The 17,876-nt window shown below is 34.4% G+C and carries 20 protein-coding genes; 3 read left to right on the forward strand and 17 right to left on the reverse strand.

Annotated elements, in window-relative coordinates; all coding sequences use genetic code 11:
• Positions 1 to 158 precede the first annotated feature (158 nt).
• From MTP09_RS06155 to MTP09_RS06205, 11 genes are all read right to left on the reverse strand, one after another.
• The gene (locus MTP09_RS06155) at positions 159 to 1,151 is read right to left on the reverse strand and encodes an endonuclease NucS domain-containing protein (protein ID WP_243551201.1); all 993 of its coding nucleotides are present in this window, start codon (positions 1,149 to 1,151) and stop codon (positions 159 to 161) included.
• 238 nt (positions 1,152 to 1,389) lie between these two features.
• Positions 1,390 to 1,788 carry a lipocalin-like domain-containing protein gene (locus MTP09_RS06160; protein ID WP_243551203.1) on the reverse strand — a complete coding sequence of 133 codons (399 nt, stop codon included), beginning with the start codon at positions 1,786 to 1,788 and terminating at the stop codon, positions 1,390 to 1,392.
• Positions 1,789 to 1,978: 190 nt separating this feature from the next.
• A complete protein-coding gene (locus MTP09_RS06165) occupies positions 1,979 to 2,506 on the reverse strand; it encodes a GNAT family N-acetyltransferase (protein ID WP_243551205.1) in 528 nt (175 codons plus the stop codon).
• Between the two features lie 11 nt (positions 2,507 to 2,517).
• Positions 2,518 to 2,973 carry a GNAT family N-acetyltransferase gene (locus MTP09_RS06170; RefSeq protein WP_243551207.1) on the reverse strand — a complete coding sequence of 152 codons (456 nt, stop codon included), beginning with the start codon at positions 2,971 to 2,973 and terminating at the stop codon, positions 2,518 to 2,520.
• A gap of 18 nt (positions 2,974 to 2,991) precedes the next feature.
• Positions 2,992 to 3,321, reverse strand: coding sequence for a DMT family transporter (locus MTP09_RS06175; protein ID WP_243551209.1), 330 nt, complete (start codon positions 3,319 to 3,321; stop codon positions 2,992 to 2,994).
• Positions 3,322 to 3,397: 76 nt separating this feature from the next.
• A complete protein-coding gene (locus tag MTP09_RS06180) occupies positions 3,398 to 3,961 on the reverse strand; it encodes a Crp/Fnr family transcriptional regulator (protein ID WP_243551211.1) in 564 nt (187 codons plus the stop codon).
• Positions 3,962 to 4,588: 627 nt separating this feature from the next.
• The gene (locus MTP09_RS06185; RefSeq protein ID WP_243551213.1) at positions 4,589 to 4,867 is read right to left on the reverse strand and encodes a hypothetical protein; all 279 of its coding nucleotides are present in this window, start codon (positions 4,865 to 4,867) and stop codon (positions 4,589 to 4,591) included.
• The gene (locus tag MTP09_RS06190; protein WP_243551214.1) at positions 4,825 to 5,310 is read right to left on the reverse strand and encodes a hypothetical protein; all 486 of its coding nucleotides are present in this window, start codon (positions 5,308 to 5,310) and stop codon (positions 4,825 to 4,827) included. Before MTP09_RS06190 ends, MTP09_RS06185 begins: the two co-directional genes overlap by 43 nt.
• A 62-nt stretch (positions 5,311 to 5,372) precedes the next feature.
• Positions 5,373 to 7,649, reverse strand: coding sequence for a cation:proton antiporter (locus MTP09_RS06195; RefSeq protein ID WP_243551216.1), 2,277 nt, complete (start codon positions 7,647 to 7,649; stop codon positions 5,373 to 5,375).
• Between the two features lie 98 nt (positions 7,650 to 7,747).
• A complete protein-coding gene (locus MTP09_RS06200; protein ID WP_243551218.1) occupies positions 7,748 to 8,455 on the reverse strand; it encodes a LytR/AlgR family response regulator transcription factor in 708 nt (235 codons plus the stop codon).
• Complete coding sequence (locus MTP09_RS06205; RefSeq protein WP_243551220.1) at positions 8,421 to 9,071, reverse strand: histidine kinase; 651 nt, start codon at positions 9,069 to 9,071, stop codon at positions 8,421 to 8,423. Before MTP09_RS06205 ends, MTP09_RS06200 begins: the two co-directional genes overlap by 35 nt.
• A gap of 226 nt (positions 9,072 to 9,297) precedes the next feature.
• On the opposite strand from MTP09_RS06205, the gene MTP09_RS14405 reads away from it, so the two are divergent.
• Positions 9,298 to 9,426 (forward strand): hypothetical protein, encoded by a 129-nt coding sequence (locus MTP09_RS14405; RefSeq protein WP_263008873.1) that lies wholly within the window; start codon positions 9,298 to 9,300, stop codon positions 9,424 to 9,426.
• Between the two features lie 86 nt (positions 9,427 to 9,512).
• On the opposite strand, the gene MTP09_RS06210 is transcribed toward MTP09_RS14405, so the two are convergent.
• The 4 genes from MTP09_RS06210 to MTP09_RS06225 all read right to left on the reverse strand — a co-directional run bounded on the left by MTP09_RS06210 (position 9,513) and on the right by MTP09_RS06225 (position 12,910).
• Entirely contained in the window at positions 9,513 to 10,031 is a 519-nt protein-coding gene (locus tag MTP09_RS06210; RefSeq protein ID WP_243551222.1) for a hypothetical protein, read from the reverse strand.
• Positions 10,032 to 10,722: 691 nt separating this feature from the next.
• Positions 10,723 to 11,247 (reverse strand): DUF922 domain-containing protein, encoded by a 525-nt coding sequence (locus MTP09_RS06215; RefSeq protein ID WP_243551224.1) that lies wholly within the window; start codon positions 11,245 to 11,247, stop codon positions 10,723 to 10,725.
• A 234-nt stretch (positions 11,248 to 11,481) separates the two neighbouring features.
• Complete coding sequence (locus MTP09_RS06220) at positions 11,482 to 12,105, reverse strand: hypothetical protein (protein WP_243551226.1); 624 nt, start codon at positions 12,103 to 12,105, stop codon at positions 11,482 to 11,484.
• Between the two features lie 211 nt (positions 12,106 to 12,316).
• Entirely contained in the window at positions 12,317 to 12,910 is a 594-nt protein-coding gene (locus MTP09_RS06225) for a hypothetical protein (RefSeq protein ID WP_243551172.1), read from the reverse strand.
• A gap of 1,095 nt (positions 12,911 to 14,005) precedes the next feature.
• On the opposite strand from MTP09_RS06225, the gene MTP09_RS06230 reads away from it, so the two are divergent.
• Both MTP09_RS06230 and MTP09_RS06235 read left to right on the forward strand, forming a co-directional pair.
• Positions 14,006 to 14,785, forward strand: coding sequence for a tyrosine-type recombinase/integrase (locus tag MTP09_RS06230; protein ID WP_035572951.1), 780 nt, complete (start codon positions 14,006 to 14,008; stop codon positions 14,783 to 14,785).
• Entirely contained in the window at positions 14,782 to 15,948 is a 1,167-nt protein-coding gene (locus MTP09_RS06235; protein WP_024564049.1) for an IS91 family transposase, read from the forward strand. Before MTP09_RS06230 ends, MTP09_RS06235 begins: the two co-directional genes overlap by 4 nt.
• Before the next feature lie 250 nt (positions 15,949 to 16,198).
• Here the strand turns inward: MTP09_RS06235 and MTP09_RS06240 are convergent, their stop codons facing one another.
• Both MTP09_RS06240 and arsB read right to left on the reverse strand, forming a co-directional pair.
• Positions 16,199 to 16,810 carry an arsenate-mycothiol transferase ArsC gene (locus tag MTP09_RS06240; RefSeq protein WP_243551228.1) on the reverse strand — a complete coding sequence of 204 codons (612 nt, stop codon included), beginning with the start codon at positions 16,808 to 16,810 and terminating at the stop codon, positions 16,199 to 16,201.
• Positions 16,800 to 17,840 carry an ACR3 family arsenite efflux transporter gene (arsB, locus tag MTP09_RS06245; RefSeq protein ID WP_243551230.1) on the reverse strand — a complete coding sequence of 347 codons (1,041 nt, stop codon included), beginning with the start codon at positions 17,838 to 17,840 and terminating at the stop codon, positions 16,800 to 16,802. Before arsB ends, MTP09_RS06240 begins: the two co-directional genes overlap by 11 nt.
• Between the last annotated feature and the right edge of the window lie 36 nt (positions 17,841 to 17,876).

Below are 17,876 nucleotides of genomic sequence, written 5' to 3' on the forward strand. Positions count from 1 at the left end.
AAAAGTTCAATTTCGACCAACCGAAGCAAATTGCTTTTTCGTGGAACTAAATTACAAAAAAATGTGAAACGAAAAGCAAATTGCGACTAAAAAAGTAGAGTGGTTCTATTATAACTTCAACCCCGCCTTTTGCAAATACTATGTTACCTGCTGCCGTTTTATTCATTTAGTTTTTCTAATATTTCTTTTACTAATTCCTTATACTCGTCGTTGATTTTGAAATTGTCCTTTTCCCACGGATAATTCGGAAATTCATAGTGAATAACTTGTCTCAAGTAATCGTTCCATTTATGTCCGAGTTGATTTGAGATTAATGCCAAAAAGTATCCCGCTTGTCTTTCGTTATCAGCGGCGCCATTTCTTGCAAATTCTTTTCTCATTTGCACTCTTGTTAGCATATCTTTTTTAAGTAATGCAGGCAAAAAATAATCTTTGATTCTTTGAGAGGATACGATATTTTTTGAAAGATACTTTATGAGATTTTCTCTTAATTCATTTATTTCATATGTTCCTGGTTCATTTGACATATCAATAATGAATTTCTTTTTGTTTGATTTTTCCCTTTCAACTTCTTCTGGAATTATTACAGTTTTGGATAAAAGTTCATCTCCGCTTTTGGTTTTAATGTAACTTAAAACAATTGCATTAATTCCTAAATTATAATTTGTGGATAGCCATTCAATCATTCTACTCAGCGGTTCTTCAACAGCAAAACCAACAAGTAAAAGTCGCTGAACCTGATTTATAGACAAATCTTCAATTTGTTTTTGAGGAAATTTTTCGGATAAATAATCAATCAAAGATTGGTCAGTAAATTTTTGGCAAATTTCTCCAAGTTTTTCAATATCCCAAGTAGAAACGTCAGAAGCATAGTCAACAACTTGTGCTAATACTTCTCTCGGCAGTTTTTCTCTCTTAAGTTCAATGATAACGACATTTCCATTGTTATCAATACCCAAAAAATCTAACGGTCCGGATTTAGTTTGAACTTGTTGACCGATAATTGCAATATCATTTCCGAGAATTTCAGAATTACTTTTAATCCATTCTTCTAAATCCTCTTTTTCTTTTCTTCCGTTTTCACTTAAAGTCGAATTTACGATATTCAATTTACCGTCAATAATTTGCCAAGTTTGTATTTCTGTTGCCATATTTGTTTTTATGCGGTTGTTCAGTTACGGTTGCAGGTAACGGGAAAAGGCTTGGCGCAGTGCGGGCTTAATTGAACGGCAAGTTCAATTCAAACCAAACGAAGCCAATGCTTTTTCCGTGGAACTAACTTAAGAAAAATTTGTGGAACGGAAAAGCAGTGGCGGCTAAATTTTTCGGGTAGTTCAACTTGGATTCAAGCCCCGCATTGCGCCAAACCTATGTTATCTGCAGTATTTTTTACTTCGGTTTATAATGAAATTTTACGATTTCCAATTCAGGATGTTTTCCAATTTTTGTTGTTGGAATTAATATTATTTTATCTTTAGAAATAGCTGTCACTTTTCCTTCAATTTCTCCATAAGGATTTTGAAAATATACGCTTTTTTCTTCCACATTAAATTCCCATTTTCCATTTGATTCGGTTCCGTTATCATAAACGGTGTAAGTATTATCTTTTTTGAATTCATATTCCATCGAACCTTCCTCTTTTCCAAACTCTTCCATTTTTTGATTATTCAATTCAACATAATCAATTTTCCATCTTTTAAATAAGACAGAAACATTTTCAGAATTTTTTGAGGTCATACAGGAAAGCAGAAAAATTGTAAATAATAAGATTAATAGGTTGGTTTTCATTATTTATGATACTAATTGAATTAATTTGTTACGGTCTTCATAATATTGCAGATAACGGTTCGCGTATTGGCGATGGGCGGGATTTTTAGCACTAATGTTCATACGAAGCACAAATGTTGAATTTTGCACTTCCGTTGATACGAAGCCGTTCAGCCCGCCTATTGCCAATACGATGTTATAGGCTGCCTTTTTAGTTGTTATTTATTTTTAGTTTCATCATTATGTCCGTCTGTTCGTCATTGCCCAATTTGAAAATGTGTTTGTCAAATTCAACGAAACCATTTTTCTTGTAGAAACTTATTGCTCTTGGATTTTCTTCCCAAACGCCTAACCAAACATAGTCAGCGTTTTTTTGTCTTGCGACTTGCAACGCCTTGTCGTAAAGAATTTGTCCGACTTTTTTTCCGTGAAATTCTTTCGGAACGTAAATTCTTTCTATTTCAAGTGCTTTGTCGTTTTTAAGTTCTGTTTGTGATTGTCCAAAGTTCACTTTTAAGTAACCGATTACATTGTCATCAAGTATTGCAAAATAAAATTCAGAGTTTGGGTCTGTAAGTTCTTCTGTCAATTTGGTTTCGGCAAAACTTTCGTCTAAATATTTTTGCATATCTTCTTCGGTGTTTGAACCTGCAAAAGTTTCATAAAAAGTTTTTCTTCCTATTTCCTGTAATTGTTTAATGTTGTTTAGCGTAACTTTCTGTACTGTTATATTTTTCATTGCTTAAATAATTAAATATTCCATTCATAATTCAGCCATTCTTTATTTTCATTTGCTCCTAATCTCTCGTAAAATCTTTGTCCTGCTTCATTCCAAGGTGCAACTGTCCATTTAATCTGCGAGCAATTATTTTCTTTTGCTTCATTTTTTAAAGCATTCATTAACTGTTCTCCCATTTTTTGCCCTCTGTAATTTTCATCTACATACAATTCTTTCATATAAATGGCAGGTTTGTTCTGGGCTGTGTAAGGATGATAATAATACACCAACATTCCTGCGATTTTATCACTGTCTTCCGCAACAATACAATGAAAATCGGGTGGATTTTTTTTAAATCCACTGTTTCTAACAATTTCCGGTGTAATGGCAAATGAATTAATATACTTTTCAAAAACTGCCAATTCTTTCATTAACTGCCAAAGTTGTTCACTGTCTTTTTCTTCTGCTTTTCGTATTGTGATATTCATTTTGTAAATTTAATTTGGTTAATGTGCAGAAACAGCTTTAAGTCCAACAATTGAACCAATTAAAGTAGTCAGAAACAGTATTCGTAAGAAGGTTGCAGGTTCTTTAAATACAAAAATTCCTACTAAAACTGTTCCTACGGCTCCGATACCTGTCCAGACAGCATAAGCTGTTCCGATTGGTAATGCTTGAGTAGCTTTAACAAGAAGTCCCATACTGATGGCAAGAGTAACTAAAAAACCTCCATACCATAAATACATTTCGTTTCCTGTTGTCCCTTTTGCTTTACCTAAACAAAAGGCAAAAGCGACTTCAAATAAACCAGCAATCACTAAAATAATCCAATTCATTTTCTCTAATTTTCTGCTTGCAAAATTCGGAAATGAAATTGAGAGAAAATTTTACAAATGATAAAAAATGAACTAGCTATTTTATTTCTGCTCTTATTCTGCTTAAACTAACTTGTGTTATTCCCAAATATGAAGCTATGTGTCCTAATTGAACCCGTTGAATTAGGTCGGGATTATCTTTTAGAATTTCTTTGTAACGTTCTTTTGCAGTTCGGAATTGTCGGGAAATAAGACGTTCTTCTGTTTTTACAAGCTCCTGTTCGGCAAATCTTCGCCCCCAATTTGCAATATGAATGTCTTCGTCAAAAAGTTTTTTAAGGCTTTTTGTTTTCAGTTCATACAGTTTGCAACTTTCCATCAATTCAATATCTTCATATCCTTTCTGATTTGAAACATAACTTTTCATAGAAATAATTGTATCTCCCTCTTTTCCAAACCAAAAAGTTATTTCGTTGTCGGTTGTTTTAGAATAACCTCTGACAATTCCTTGTTTAATAAAGTAGATATTGTTTTCGATTTTGTCTGCTCTTAACAAGATATGTCCCTTTGAAAAACTCACTTCATCAATTTGCTTTTTAAGCGTCTGCTTAGATGTTTGTGGCAATAGATATATGTTGTCAAGAATGTTGTCTATATTCATTTGAGGGGTTTTGGTAAGGTTGCCTATAACGGAAAAAGTATTGCTGAAGTGCGGGCTTTTACAAACTGAAAGTTCAATTATCACTACACTGAACAAAAACTTTTTTCTTTTGCTAATTTACTAAAAAGAGTGAAAAAAAAAAGTTTTTGTGGGTAAATATAACCGAGTTTTCTATCTTGACTTTAACCCCGCATTTTAGCAATACCATGTTATATGCAGTGCTTTTTGTTCAGTGTGTTTGAAAATATGTAGGAGTAGTTGAGGGAAATTTATTCTTTTTTGGCGGAGGGGAAAAAGAGGGAAGGGAAAAGCTCTTTTGCAGTCTTGGGTTTTGAGGCTGGTGAAGCGGACTGCAAATGTGCTTTTTCCTTTGCGGTGGGCTTTTTTGCAAGTTGGATTTTAAATTATGGAAGAATGTAATTTACAAACACGAAAATATAACTTTCAAACGCTCCAATATAAATTACAAACACGAAAATATATTTTACAAAGACAAGAATATAGCTCCACATCATGCCAATATAATTTACAAACGAAAGAATATAAAAACATCCTAACAGAATATTCCGTTAGGATAGAAGAATATAAATACAGGACGCTCTAATTGAAAAACTTCCTGTTCTAATATTAAACTGGAGAGGTGAATTTGATGTCCAATACATTTTTATACTCCGGCGACGTTGCTCCATAAAGGCTTTTTACATACTTCTTGATATTTTGGGCGATAGGATATAAACCTGTTCCGTCTGCATATAAAAGATTGTCTCTTTCTATGAGTTTTGTGTTGAGTTCCGCTTCGGTTTGGTCAATGGATTGAGTGGAACTTACTAATGAATCTTTGTAGGTGTTGAGATTTACTAATTTTAAATCGTCCTCGTTTGGGTTGTATGCTGTAATTGTAGACAACAATTGCAATAAAATTCCGAAATTCTCTGCTTGTTGGGTATAAGATTGTCGGAAGTGGAAACGGTGGGTGCAGGATTTCCGTTTTCATCGGGTGGTGCAGTCGTTTTCTTTTGTCCGCCTTGGATTACCCGGTTTAAGGATTTTGCTTGGTCGATTGTTCCCTCGGGAAGTCCCAAAATTTCTAAATGATTGATGATTTTTGTGCAGGTAGATTTCAAATTTTCAAATGCAGATTGGCGTAATGCGATTGCATTTTTGTTGGCGTGTCGCTTGTCTTCAACTTCGCTCAATTTTGTGGAAGCGGTTGTATAAAGGGTTTGTAGGTTTGCAACTTTGAGGTTGTCTACTGGTGGATTGTAATTGGTAAAAGTAATTACTTGTTCTGTAAGTTTTTGTAGGTTGGCTACGTTTTTGGCGTGTCCTACTTCTGATGTTGATGGCATATTATTGTTTTTTTTTGTAGGATAAAGTTACTAATTCATTTTTAATCAATATGATAAACTACTCAATTATTGGAAATTATTAGTGTTGAGGGTATTGATGTAAGCCAAATGCTTTTGCTATCAATTAGTTTTTTCCAGCTTTGGGTACTAATTAGCATGAGTTGCATTGTTGCGAGAAATTCTTTGTCTATTTTTTGATTTTCATATAGTGAAATATTGTTTGGGGCTACTTGTTCTATGTTTCTGATGGTTTCTTTAATTTCGGTATTACGATTTATTTCCCCTGCTGCATCTAATATGATGATTTGTGAGTCGTTGTTATGAATGAGGTTTTTTGCATATTCTAAGAGGAAGAAATCATTGAGATCAAAAATCGGAACAAATACTTTGGTGGCATTCTGGAAATTTTTATTAATCATAATCCCAACAGGAATGGTGGTTTTGTCCATAATGCTGAGCGTGAAATCATCGAATGGTGATGAGTTGAATATTGGATTTTTTCCTTTTACGGTATTGATTAATTTTTCGGGATTGATGATTTTTGTCGTAAACCCTAACAGTTTTCCTAAAATACTTCCTTCGTAAATGGATCTTCCGAGCATGATAAGGAGTAAATCGTAATTTCCTTTTTTTGAAATGTTCAGTAAATCTCCTTCTAAATCATTGGATACTTTGAAGAGCGTTTTAACGGGGATTTTCAGTTCCTGAGAGGTCTCTAATGTTTCGGCGAATTGTTCTTCTTTGTATAAATCTGCATCGAAGGAATGAAGCTCTGTTGTGGGTGCTATATTCATCACGGTAATGCTTTTTTTATCCTTCATTTTATGTGTCAGGTTATCTGCGAGTTTTAGCAAGGCACTCCCAGAATCTGGCTTGTCAAAAGAGATTAAGACTTTATATTGATTCGCATTGATTTCATCAATAATTTCATTTTCTGATGTTTTGTTTTTGAACAAAAAGTTAATCAGATCTAATGCAGGCCCTGTCATGAAGGTTGTAAACAGTGCCATAATCACCATCATTGTAAAAATCTGTGGGCTAAGAACTCCTAATTCATATCCAATATTGAGGACGATTAATTCCATCAATCCCCTTGTGTTCATCAATGCACCAATGGTAAGGCTGTCTTTCCAACTCATTTTGAGAAATTTTGCAGTGAAAGCACTTCCTGCGAATTTTCCTACAACTGCAACTGAAATGATGAGTGCTGCTGTGATCCAGAGATGGCTATCGTCTAACAGACCAATCTGGGTGCGTAATCCTGTAAATACAAAGAAAAGCGGTAGGAGTAAAATCATAGCTACATCCTCTACTTTTTCTATAAAAAGGTTTCGGAATTTTGTGTTCTCCGGCATGATTGCACCTGCCATAAATGCTCCGAAAAGGGCATGAATACCGATGACTTCTGTAGCATAAGAAGATAAAATGAGAACTAAAAAGAAGATAGCAACAAAGGCTTTGCTAATGATGCCTTTGCCTGTTTGTAAATCTGCAATTCTTTTAAGAAATGGGCGCACAATTTTGATCATCATCAGTACGTAGATAATCGCCATTATGATAACAAATAAAGAACTGGTAAATGAGCCTGCCTTTACGATGGCAATAACCGCTGCCAAAATGCACCAAGCTGTAATGTCATCTGCCGCTGCACAGGTAATGACAACGGTGCCCAGTCGGGTTTTTTGTAGATTCCTTTCTTGCACGATCCTGGCTAAAACCGGGAAAGCAGTGATGCTCATGGCGATTGCGATAAATAGTGCAAATGATGTGAACTGAACTCCTTTTGGAGCGAATTCGAGATAGAGAAAATAGGAAAGTCCTATTCCTAAGGCAAAAGGGATGATGATACTTGCGTGGCTGATTACAACGGCATCGTGTGCTTTTTTGCGTAGAACACTTAAATCGAGCTCCATACCGACAATAAACATAAAAAGTATTAATCCTATCTGGCTTAGAAACTGAAGATTCCCCAGTGATTCTGATGGAAAGAGGAAGGCGGAAAAATCGGGGAAATAAAGGCCAAGTAGGGAGGGGCCTAAAACGATCCCCGCAATCATTTCGCCAATGACCGCCGGTTGTTTTATTTTGATGCAAATCCAACCAAAAAGTCTAGCTGCAAGGATAATGGTGACGATTTGTGCCAGCAGCAAAGCCAAAGGATGATGCAGATTTTCTTTAAAAGATGCTACAAATGTTTCCCACATGGATCCTTCTGAAACTTTGTGTATTACATTTTGATTGATTTCTAAAGTTTTACCTTCAATAAAAAAATAATACATTAATCCTGAGAAAAATAGGATTGTTATTACATAAAAAAACACATTTCTATACTTCGCCATATTGATAAATTTGAAGGGCAAAGTTGGAAAAAAGCGATAAAAATACCAATAGTCGGAAATGGAAATGCAGTAAAATCCTGTTTTTCTGTAATGAAATTTCAGCTGTTTATTTTCTCTAAAAAAGAATTTCGGTACACATCGCTTATGTGTAATGAGAGGTTGGATTCGGGTTTGCTTTTAAGATGGATTTCGTTGTTGGAAAATGCTTTTATGGCTCTTATCGCAACGATTTCTTTTTTGTTGATCTGCGCAAATTCTTTTTCTGGCAGAAGGTCTAAAAGTTTTTTGAAATTGATGTTTTTCAAGGTTATTTTTATATGATCCAATAGTAAAACATCTTTATCCCGGCTATCAATTTCGGAGGTCTGTATATAGAGTATTTGATTGATTTCTATATGGCTTTTTCCGAGATTGGAGTTCCATTCTAAAAAGCTATTTGGAGTATGTTCCAGCTGTTCCCAAACTTTGTCAAACGCTTGCAAAAGCCGTTCTTTTTTAATTGGTTTCCTGACATAGTCGATAACGTTTAAGTCGAATGCTTCTGCCGCATATTCTTTGTAGGCTGTCGTGAAAATGATGTGTTTCTTCGCAATTTGTTCTGCTACTTGTAGCCCATTTATTCCGGGCATTTCAATATCCAAAATGCAAAGATTGCAATCGATATTGTTTATTTCTTCTAAAAATGCACGAGGATTATTAAATACTTTTATCACTTCCACATATTCTACTGACTCGCAAAGTAGTTTCAGATAGCTTATTGCAAGCAATTCGTCATCGAGTATAACGCACTTGATTGTATTTTTCATTGAGATTGATTTTCAAATATGCAGTATGAGTATTGCCATTAATTTGTTTGCTGATTTCGAAATTTTTACGGTAAAGCATTTTTAGCCGTTGTTCCAAAGATTCGCCACCAAAACCACTGTTTTTTTTTGTTAGTGGTGTTTTTTGAGTGATTCTGTTTTCTACTTTTACTTCTAAAATTTTATTTTTCAACGACATAAATACGTATATAAAGGAATCCTCAGATAGAAAATCGGTATGTTTGAAGGCATTTTCTACAAAATCGACGGTAATGAGTGGTGCTAAAACTTTTTCATTATATGTTTCATCTTCTTGGTCGATATGAGATTTGATTCTAAAATTAAATAATGGATTGAGTTTTATTTTATTGATCTCGATTAGATTAATGGTGAAGTCGAATTCGGATTTTGGTGTAACAAATTTTTCACTACTTTCATAAAGGATGTAATCTAAAACGCCCGAAAGTTTGTCTAAAGAATTATAGGTTTGATAAGCGTGGCTTTGTACAGAATTTAAGATATTCTTGAATAAATGTGGGCTTAGTTTGGTCTCAATATAGTCTATGCGAACATTATTAAGACGATTTTGTAATTTTTTTTTGTCCGTTTCTAAATTCATAATTTCTTTTTGAAGCCTTCTATTTTGAATAAACAGAAAGAAAATTGAAGCAATAAGAATGAAAATAAAAGTAGAAAGATAAATCCAAAAATTCCAAGAGTATTCCATTATTTATAAAATTGTTCAAATGTACGTGTTATTTGGGAAAGCTGGATGGGAAAATTAGCTCTTTTGCAAAATAAGCGTTGGAAAAGGCATGGGCATTTTGTAAATGTGCTGATGAGCGATGGCAAAAAAAGCGGCTGGAAAAAAGAATAAATTTTGGGTGGAGAAAAGGTTTTTATTTTTATGCGTAATTTTTTTTAATAGCATTGCATATAACGGTTTGGGTATTGCCGAAGGCGGGGATTTTTAGCGCTAAAGTTCAATCGAAAAACGAAAGTTGAACCTTGTACAAATGTCCAATCGAAGCCGTTCAGCCCCGCTTTTGGCAATACCTTGTTAGCGGTAGTTTTTTTGTTTGTTACTAAATATACTGCGGTACTTATAAAATCGATATGCCATAAATAGAGTTCCTATTCCTCCAATTAAGCCAATATAAATTAGTGAACTTTCTTTTTTCTCATATTCTTCCTTGCCAATTAGAACCTGTCCATCTCTTTCTACTTGAATTAAGTCAATGTTTATGTTCTCCCTTTCGTTAGAACTCGGTCGGTAGTAAACTTTAACCTTGTCTCCAACATTTACTTTTTTAAGCAAGTCTTCGTATTCTTTTGACATTCTGTAAATGCCTAAATCTTCGTCCAAGTCTTTTAAGGATAGGTAAAATACATTTGATTTACGACCCTTACTTCCATAATGAATATCAATTCCTTTGTCGATTATAATATTTTCATATTGTGCATATTTTGATAAGTCAAGATTTTGTTTTCCGTAACCGATATAAGCAAGAAAAAAATATAAAATCGATGTTGAAGCAAACAAGATTGAGCTTAGTAAATGCTTTGTTTTTTTATTCATTGTCAATTCTCGTGTCGTCTGTTAAAATTACCGCTAACGGGAAAGGGCTTTGCGAAGTTACGCCAAAAACGAGGCTGCCATAGCTTTGGAGGCGTAATTTTGCAAAACCCATGTTATCTGCTGTTTTTGTTTAATATTCATACCGCTAATCTACAAAAACAGTTTCAGTTTTATCTCCAATCTGCTTGTTTTTTTTCGTTTTTTTATTTTGCAAAACCCCGCTTTGCGAAGTCATAAAACGAAGAGAGGAAAATCTCAGTGTCAAAAATTTTTGTTTTAAGCCACCGAAGGAAAATCCATGGTGTTGACTTTGTCATTTTTTTTCGGTAACTTCGCCAAACTTAATAGCGAGTATTCGCTTTGAAAGTAAACTTTCAGCAAAGATCTCTTTGTAAGTTTGACAGCGAAATCCATACTTCCTTTCGCTTAATCTCAAAAATTTTTTCCGCTAAAATCCAACCTGATTTTCCTCTAAAAACCGCAATATTGGTATAAAATTGCAGATAACGGAAAGGGGCTTTGCGAGGTGCGGGCTACTGCAACCGAAAGTGGAGAGGAGGGCGAAACTCTAGCAAAAACTTTTTCCATTTTTTAAAATTACAAAAAAACTAAAAAATGGAAAAGTTTTTTGCGGGTATTTTCTAAAAATTTTCTGAGATTTCCTTCAACCCCGCATCTTGCAAAACCCATGTTATCTGCTGTTGCAATTTTCAAGCATTTTTGATATTAAATTGTCATATTTACCTTGAGTTTCTAAAATTGTTCCGTGTTCTGTTTCCAAATCATATTTTATCTGAAAATCTTCATATTCTTTATAATTTTCATCATATAATCTTTGGAAAATTTCATTAAAGTCTTTCGTATTCTTTATTGATTTATCAACTATTTTTTGAAGTTTAGATGCAAATATTTGTGCTATATCAAAATGTTTTTGTTCGTGATTCAGTAATTTTTCAGAAATATGTTGCGGTTTAATCCATGAAATTGTTGTGTCAAAAGTAGGATAAATTTTCACTTTTATTTTTCCTGTCCAAATAGAAGTTGATAAAATTTTATATTCAAGCGTTATCATTGAACCTGCAGATTTTTCACTTTCCACTTTTGGAATTTCTCCATTGAAATCTTGAGATTTTAATTTATATTGATTATTCCACTCAATTTTTTGAGCAAAACCGAAAAAAGAAAAGAAAATTAGTAAAAAATTTAATGTTTTCATTTTTTAGCGATATTTTTAGACGCAATAGCAGATAACGGAAAGGGGCTTTGCGAGGTGCGGGCTACTGCAACCGAAAGTGGAGAGGAGAACCAATCTCTAGCAAAAACTTTTTCCATTTTTTAAAATTACGAAAAAACTAAAAAATGGAAAAGTTTTTTGCGGGTATTTTCTAGGATATTTCTAAGATTTCCTTCAACCCCGCATCTTGCAAAACCCATGTTACCTGCAGTATCTTTAAGGTATTTGATAATTATAGATTAGAGTTTTTAGTTTACTATTTTTAAAAATCATTTCGGCAGAAAACTCAAGTCCGTCATGTACAAATGGTTTTAGATTTCCAAATTCGTAATTATTTCGGTTCTCGTTCATTGTGAAAGTCCAATATAAAGTTTCATTTCCATTGTTAATTTTCGTTGAATCAGGTTTTCCATAAATTTTTTCCACGAATATTTTTGACATTCCGAGTTTAATTTTCTTGTCTGTTTGAATTTCAGTTGTTTCAATTGAATTTAAAGAATCTTCAACCATTATTTTATCTGCTTTCATAAGTTCAATCAGTTTTTTATTCTTTAAAGGTTCATCTGTCAAAATTAGCGTTGTAATTGAATAATCAGTGTAAGGAATGAAAAATAATTTTTGATTTTTAAATCTGAACCATTTTGAATTTTCTCCATTTGCAAATTTTTCAAAGTCTGTTTCAGATAAATGTATGAAGTCAGGAAAGATAGTTTTTTCTGCAATCTTTATTTTATTGATTTTTGAAAGTTTTTCGGAATTACTCTGTTCACCCATGTTGTTTTTTGAACAAGAAACAATGAAAAATATTGCTAAAACTCCTTTTAGGACGGCTTTTGTCATGATATTGCAGGTAACGGAAAAAGTATTTGCGAAGGGCGGGCTAAATTGGACGAAAAGTTCAATTTCGACCAACCGAAGCGAATGCTTTTTTCGTGGAACTAAACTACAAAAAAATTGTGGAACGAAAAAGCAGGCGCGACTAAATGCATCGGGTAGTTCTATTAAATATTCAACCCCGCCTTTTGCAAATACTATGTTATGCGACGTCGTTTTATTCATCAAATTCAAATTCTGCTGATTTTTCGAACTTACAGTCGTTATTAATTATGTCAAATTTTCTAAAGTCAGAATCTTTTATGAAAAGCATTTTGCGTAATTCAAGTCCGTCAGGATAGCGAAATTCGTAAATGCCATATTTTGAGTCAATTAGTTTTATTCTCAAATTTGTTTTGTGTTTTTGAGGAAACCTAGAAATAAAAATGATGTTATATTCTTTTTCATTTATTTTTTTAACAGATTTTATTTTTTCTTTTATTAATTCACAGCCACTAACTTGCAAAAAATCATCATTTATTTGTAATTTAGTATCATTACACCAATCACAAGGTGCATATAGAAAATATTCATTGTTAAATTTGTGTATTCTTATCCATTTTGAATTTAATCCAATCTTCATTATTTTTTCAGTTTTTCCCTCATCAAAATTTTTAAAATTAGATAAATCATTATACATTTTAGAATTTCGATTTTGAATTTTGTAAATATTATGACCTTTTTCCTTTTTTAGAAATATTGTATCTTTTGTTTGAGAAAAACAAATAATAGAAATTAGTGTCAGTGTTAATAAAATGAATTTTCTATTCATAACGGGTTTTGATACGATGTCGCATAACGGGAAAGGGCTTGGCGAAGGCGGGGATAAGATAGACGGAAATTCCAACTAAACCCGAACCGAGCAAAAACCATTTTCGTTTTTTCAAAATTACAAAAAATAAAAAAACGAAATGGTTTTTTGCGGCTAAAAATGCTAAAAAGTTCAACGCAAGGGAACTTCAACCCCGCTTTTGCCAAACCCATGTTGTGCGCAGTATTTTTAGTTCGGCGACTTGGATTTAACTCGTTAAATTCAGGTCAGAGAATTAAAAATCAAGCACGACAATTTTTTTCACCCACGAAATAGCGAAGATTTTCAGAATTTTATTCACGGATTTTAGAAAAGCATTCACGCAGAATTTATTCACGCAGTTAAGTGAAAAATTTGTAAAAGTCAAGCACAATTTTTACAATCCAGTGGAATTTTTGTAGATTGATTTTAGGCTTTTTGCGCATTTTTCAGTCAGCGTTTTGAAAAATTCAGCACAATTTTTAATACTCAAATCCGTAAGTTTTTCGCAAAGTTTTTTTCTGGATTTAGGAAAATCAGCGCAAAGAATTTCAGATTTCATTCAGTTTTAGAAGTTTAAATTCAGGTCAAAATTTTGATTTTTCAGACCGAAATTTCTTTTTGATACCGCGCTTCTAATATTGCGCACAACGGAAAAGGGCTTTGCGAGGTGCGGGTTACTGCAACTGGAAGTGGAGAGGAGAACCGAACGCTAGCAAAAACTTTTTCCATTTTTTAAAATTACGAAAAAACTAAAAAATGGAAAAGTTTTTTGCGGGTATTTTCTAGGATTTTTCTGAGATTTCCTTCAACCCGCATCTTGCAAAACCCATGTTGAACTAAACCTTCGGTAGCTTTCTCAGCGCTATATTTAGTTACTTTGTAAAACTAATTAAAAATCAGTAAAATGGCAACAAAAAAAAGAGTGTAGAAGAGCTTAGAGAAAACAAGATCATCAATCAGGCAAAGCGCGAAGTTCCGGGATTTGCGGAGCTTTTGCATAGGTTTGAACGTACGGTTTCTGTATTGGGAAGAAGCCAAAGTACCTTTCAAAATTACTCCAGACACGTCGCTGCGGTGTCGCTACATTTCGGAAAAATTCCTACAGAATTGGATCCCGAGCAAATTCACGATTACCTTTTTTACCTTCAGAAAAAATCAAAATCACCTTCACAGTCGTATTTTAAACACACCGTTTACGGACTTCGATTTCTGCTTAAATCGGAAGGTTTGAGCTATGATTATTTGAGTCTTCCGGAAATTAAAAGAGAGAAAAAACTGCCTGTAGTGCTTAGTAAACAGGAGGTTTGGCAGATGTTGTCCGGCTGTAAACTTTTAAAACATAAAATTTTGATCGGCATTCTTTACGGCTGCGGATTGCGCTGTATGGAAGTTCGAAATCTCCGTTTGTGCGACTTAGATTTTGGTCGAAAACAACTCAAAGTGGTTCAGGGAAAAGGCAAAAAAGACCGCTATTTACCACTTTCCGAACATCTGATTCGTGGGCTCAAAAAGTATATCGAAGCGGAAAAACCGGAAGATTATCTCTTTGGAGAACCTCGTGGAGGGCGTGCTGGTGGCGATTTCGATTCCCGTTACTCCCAGCGCGGCGTTCAGTGGGCGGTAAAGCAGGCATCAAAAACGGCAAATATCCTGAAAGAAGTGAGTGTCCATACGCTTCGGCACAGTTTTGCGACGCATCTTCTGGAAGATGGGATGGATATTTTGAGCATCAAAAATCTTCTCGGTCACGAAAGTATCGATACCACGCTGGTTTATCTTCAAATTGCCCAGCTTTCAACCCAAAAACTCTTTTCACCGCTCGATACCCTTTTTTCAGAATTTGGGAAAAAATGAGCGGTTTAAAAACCTCAAAAAAACAGTCAGTTCAACCTCAATCTCAACCTCAATACGAAGTCGCCGATGTTTTAAACAAATTAGGTTCAAAATTGGAAGATTTAGGACTTAATTCTTGGCAATTACGAACACTTTCAGCGTTGAAAAAATGCCGTACCTCTGCTTTGGGTGGTCATATTGACGCTTGTGATGAATGTGGAAATGTAAGCATCAGTTACAACTCCTGCCGAAACCGTCATTGCCCAAAATGTCAGAGCAAAAACCGAGAGCAATGGATTGAAAATCGGGAAACCGAACTGCTTCCGGTACCTTATTTCCACGTGGTTTTTACGCTTCCTGATGTATTGAACAAAACCGCGCTTCACGAGCCCAAAATGTTGTACGATTTTTTATTTGAATCTGCCTGGGAAACGCTTCAAACGTTTGGTGAAAATCGAGGTTTAAAAATGGGAATGATTGCTGTTTTGCACACTTGGGGGCAGAATCTGAGCCTTCATCCGCATTTGCACTGCATTGTTCCGGGCGGTGGAGTGGATGAAAGCGGAGCTTGGAAAAATCTACGTTCAGACGGCAAATTTTTGTTTCCGGTAAAGGCTTTGAGTAAAGTTTTCAGGGCTAAATTTTGTGAGAAATTAAAAGATAAAAACTTTGAAGAGTATACCAAAATCAGGCAAAATCTGTGGGAAAAGTCTTGGGTTGTTTACGCCAAAAAGCCTTTTGGAAGCCCAAAATCTGTGGTAGAATATTTGGGCAGATACACGCATAAAATCGCCATCAGCAACCAGAGAATCAGGAAAATTGACGCGGAAACGGTAACTTTTTCTTACAAAGATTACCGCCAAAAAGGCATCAAAAAGCAGATGGTTTTGAGCCATGAAGAGTTTATCCGCCGTTTTGTGATGCATATTTTACCGAAAAGATTTGTAAAAATCCGTCATTATGGTTTTTTGAGCAGCACCTGGAAGCGTATCAAACTTAAAAATCTACAACAAAATTTAGGCATCCAGCCCAAAGAAAAGCTTCCGCCAAAAGCTTTTCAGCCGAAATGTACGTGTTGTAAAGATGGAAATCTTGTGACGATTGCCACGTTCGATCTACGAGGTCCGCCAAGTTGGTTTTTGGAGATGAGCCGAAATTTACCTGCTCCTAAATCTGCATTTTAGCGGATTTGGGTAAGGGAAATGTTAACCTAACGTGAAGGAAAGCACGATAAAACCAAGAAAAACTCGCCAAAATCACCCACAAAAAAAGAGACTCTTCTCAAAGTCTCTTGTATCTCTAAAAATCTTTTGTCGATAAACCCATAGTGTGGGAAAATACCCAACCAAAAGCTGCCGAAGGTTCCGTTCAACAGGGTTTTCATTGTTCGTGCTGCGCACGCAACGAAAACTTAGCTATTACCTGCAGTTCTTTTTATTCAGCAAGTTTTGAGAAAAGATAGAACATTTCTTGTCCGATTTCTATACTTTTTTGCAAATATTTTTTGTTCATTTCTGTTGTTCCGTAAAAAGTTTTCGGGTCTTCGTAGCGAATTGCAATTCTTTTGTCCGCTCCTGCAATGAAAGGACAGCCTTGGTCTGCACTCGAACAAGTCATAATTGCACAAAAATGGCTTTCAGGATTAAATTTGTCGTCGTATCTTTTTGAAAATCCTATAATTGGACTTTCATTTTCATCAAATTTTATGGCGTAAATTGGATTTTGATTTTCGGATAATTTAACGATTTCAAAACCTTGATTTGCCAAGGTTTCCGCAACTTTAGGGAACATTGCAGTTGCTTGTGTTCCGCCCGAAAAACACGATACATTTTCTATTTTAAAATAATTTGCCAAAGTTTGCGCCCAAATCTGCGACAAATGACTTCTCCGTGAATTGTGTGTGCAAATAAAGTTCAGACGAATTTTTTCGCTTGTGTTTCTTTTGCTTTGAATGTAGTCAATTAGCGGTTGCAAAACTTCTTTTCTTTCTTTGGAAATTTCGCTGTTTTGAAAGTTTGAAATGATTTCAAGAATTTTAGAGTTCATTTTTATAGTATTTTGATTTTAGATAAAGACTGATTTTTACGAGTAGAATTAAAACGGGAACTTCAACTAAAGGTCCGATTACGCCTGCAAATGCCTGTGGCGAATGAATTCCGAAAACGGCAATAGCAACTGCAATCGCCAATTCAAAATTATTTCCTGTTGCCGTAAATGAGATTGAAGCGTTTTTGTCGTATGGAATTTTCATTGATTTTCCCAAAAAGAAACTCACGAAAAACATCAACATAAAATAAATGACAAGCGGGATTGCAATTTTCACAACATCAAATGGAAGTTCTAAAATTTTGTCGCCTTTCAAACTGAACATCAGAACAATCGTAAACAAAAGCGCATACAAAGTAAAGGGCGAAATAAAGGGAACAAATTTTCTATCAAACCAAGTTTTTCCCTTATGTTTGATGAGAAAATATCGGCTCAAAAAACCAAGCAAAAAAGGAATTCCCAAATAGATTAAAACGCTTTCTGCAACATCTTTCATTGGAACTTGAACATTGAAATTTCCCAATCCCAATTTTTGTGGCAAAACATTAATGAAAAGCCAAGCGTAAAAACTATAAGTTATCAATTGAAAAATGCTGTTTAGAGCAATTAACAATGCTCCATATTCTCGGTTTCCTTTTGCCAAATCGTTCCAAACAATCACCATTGCGATACATCTCGCCAAACCAATTAAGATTAATCCGACCATATAATCAGGCTCATTTCTTAAAAAAATAATTGCGAGAACAAACATTAAAATCGGGCCAATTATCCAATTCAGAAGTAAAGAAAGCGACATCGCTTTTTTGTCGGAAAATGCTTTTGGAAGTAGGGAATAATCCACTTTTGCAAGTGGTGGATACATCATCAAAATCAATCCTATTGCTAAAAGTATGTTCGTTGAAGCTACAGAAAGTTTTTCGTTAATTTCTTTAATATTTGGGAAAAAATATCCCAAAGTAACGCCGAAAATCATCGCAAGGAAAATCCAAAGCGTGAGATAACGGTCTAAAAATTTGAGTTTTGGTTTCATTTTGTATTATTGCGATATTACGATTAAGTTTTTTAA

This window comes from Chryseobacterium suipulveris, from assembly GCF_022811685.1.
GTDB lineage: Bacteria > Bacteroidota > Bacteroidia > Flavobacteriales > Weeksellaceae > Kaistella > Kaistella suipulveris.

Bases quoted from the DNA above. Each gene is read 5' to 3' on its own strand.
- MTP09_RS06155 (WP_243551201.1), bottom strand. From the start codon at position 1,151: ATGGCAACAGAAATACAAACTTGGCAAATTATTGACGGTAAATTGAAT.
- MTP09_RS06160 (WP_243551203.1), bottom strand. From the start codon at position 1,788: ATGAAAACCAACCTATTAATCTTATTATTTACAATTTTTCTGCTTTCC.
- MTP09_RS06165 (WP_243551205.1), bottom strand. From the start codon at position 2,506: ATGAAAAATATAACAGTACAGAAAGTTACGCTAAACAACATTAAACAA.
- MTP09_RS06170 (WP_243551207.1), bottom strand. From the start codon at position 2,973: ATGAATATCACAATACGAAAAGCAGAAGAAAAAGACAGTGAACAACTT.
- MTP09_RS06175 (WP_243551209.1), bottom strand. From the start codon at position 3,321: ATGAATTGGATTATTTTAGTGATTGCTGGTTTATTTGAAGTCGCTTTT.
- MTP09_RS06180 (WP_243551211.1), bottom strand. From the start codon at position 3,961: ATGAATATAGACAACATTCTTGACAACATATATCTATTGCCACAAACA.
- MTP09_RS06190 (WP_243551214.1), bottom strand. From the start codon at position 5,310: ATGCCATCAACATCAGAAGTAGGACACGCCAAAAACGTAGCCAACCTA.
- MTP09_RS06195 (WP_243551216.1), bottom strand. From the start codon at position 7,649: ATGGCGAAGTATAGAAATGTGTTTTTTTATGTAATAACAATCCTATTT.
- MTP09_RS06200 (WP_243551218.1), bottom strand. From the start codon at position 8,455: ATGAAAAATACAATCAAGTGCGTTATACTCGATGACGAATTGCTTGCA.
- MTP09_RS06205 (WP_243551220.1), bottom strand. From the start codon at position 9,071: ATGAATTTAGAAACGGACAAAAAAAAATTACAAAATCGTCTTAATAAT.
- MTP09_RS14405 (WP_263008873.1), top strand. From the start codon at position 9,298: ATGGCAAAAAAAGCGGCTGGAAAAAAGAATAAATTTTGGGTGGAGAAA.
- MTP09_RS06210 (WP_243551222.1), bottom strand. From the start codon at position 10,031: ATGAATAAAAAAACAAAGCATTTACTAAGCTCAATCTTGTTTGCTTCA.
- MTP09_RS06215 (WP_243551224.1), bottom strand. From the start codon at position 11,247: ATGAAAACATTAAATTTTTTACTAATTTTCTTTTCTTTTTTCGGTTTT.
- MTP09_RS06220 (WP_243551226.1), bottom strand. From the start codon at position 12,105: ATGACAAAAGCCGTCCTAAAAGGAGTTTTAGCAATATTTTTCATTGTT.
- MTP09_RS06225 (WP_243551172.1), bottom strand. From the start codon at position 12,910: ATGAATAGAAAATTCATTTTATTAACACTGACACTAATTTCTATTATT.
- MTP09_RS06235 (WP_024564049.1), top strand. From the start codon at position 14,782: ATGAGCGGTTTAAAAACCTCAAAAAAACAGTCAGTTCAACCTCAATCT.
- MTP09_RS06240 (WP_243551228.1), bottom strand. From the start codon at position 16,810: ATGAACTCTAAAATTCTTGAAATCATTTCAAACTTTCAAAACAGCGAA.
- arsB (WP_243551230.1), bottom strand. From the start codon at position 17,840: ATGAAACCAAAACTCAAATTTTTAGACCGTTATCTCACGCTTTGGATT.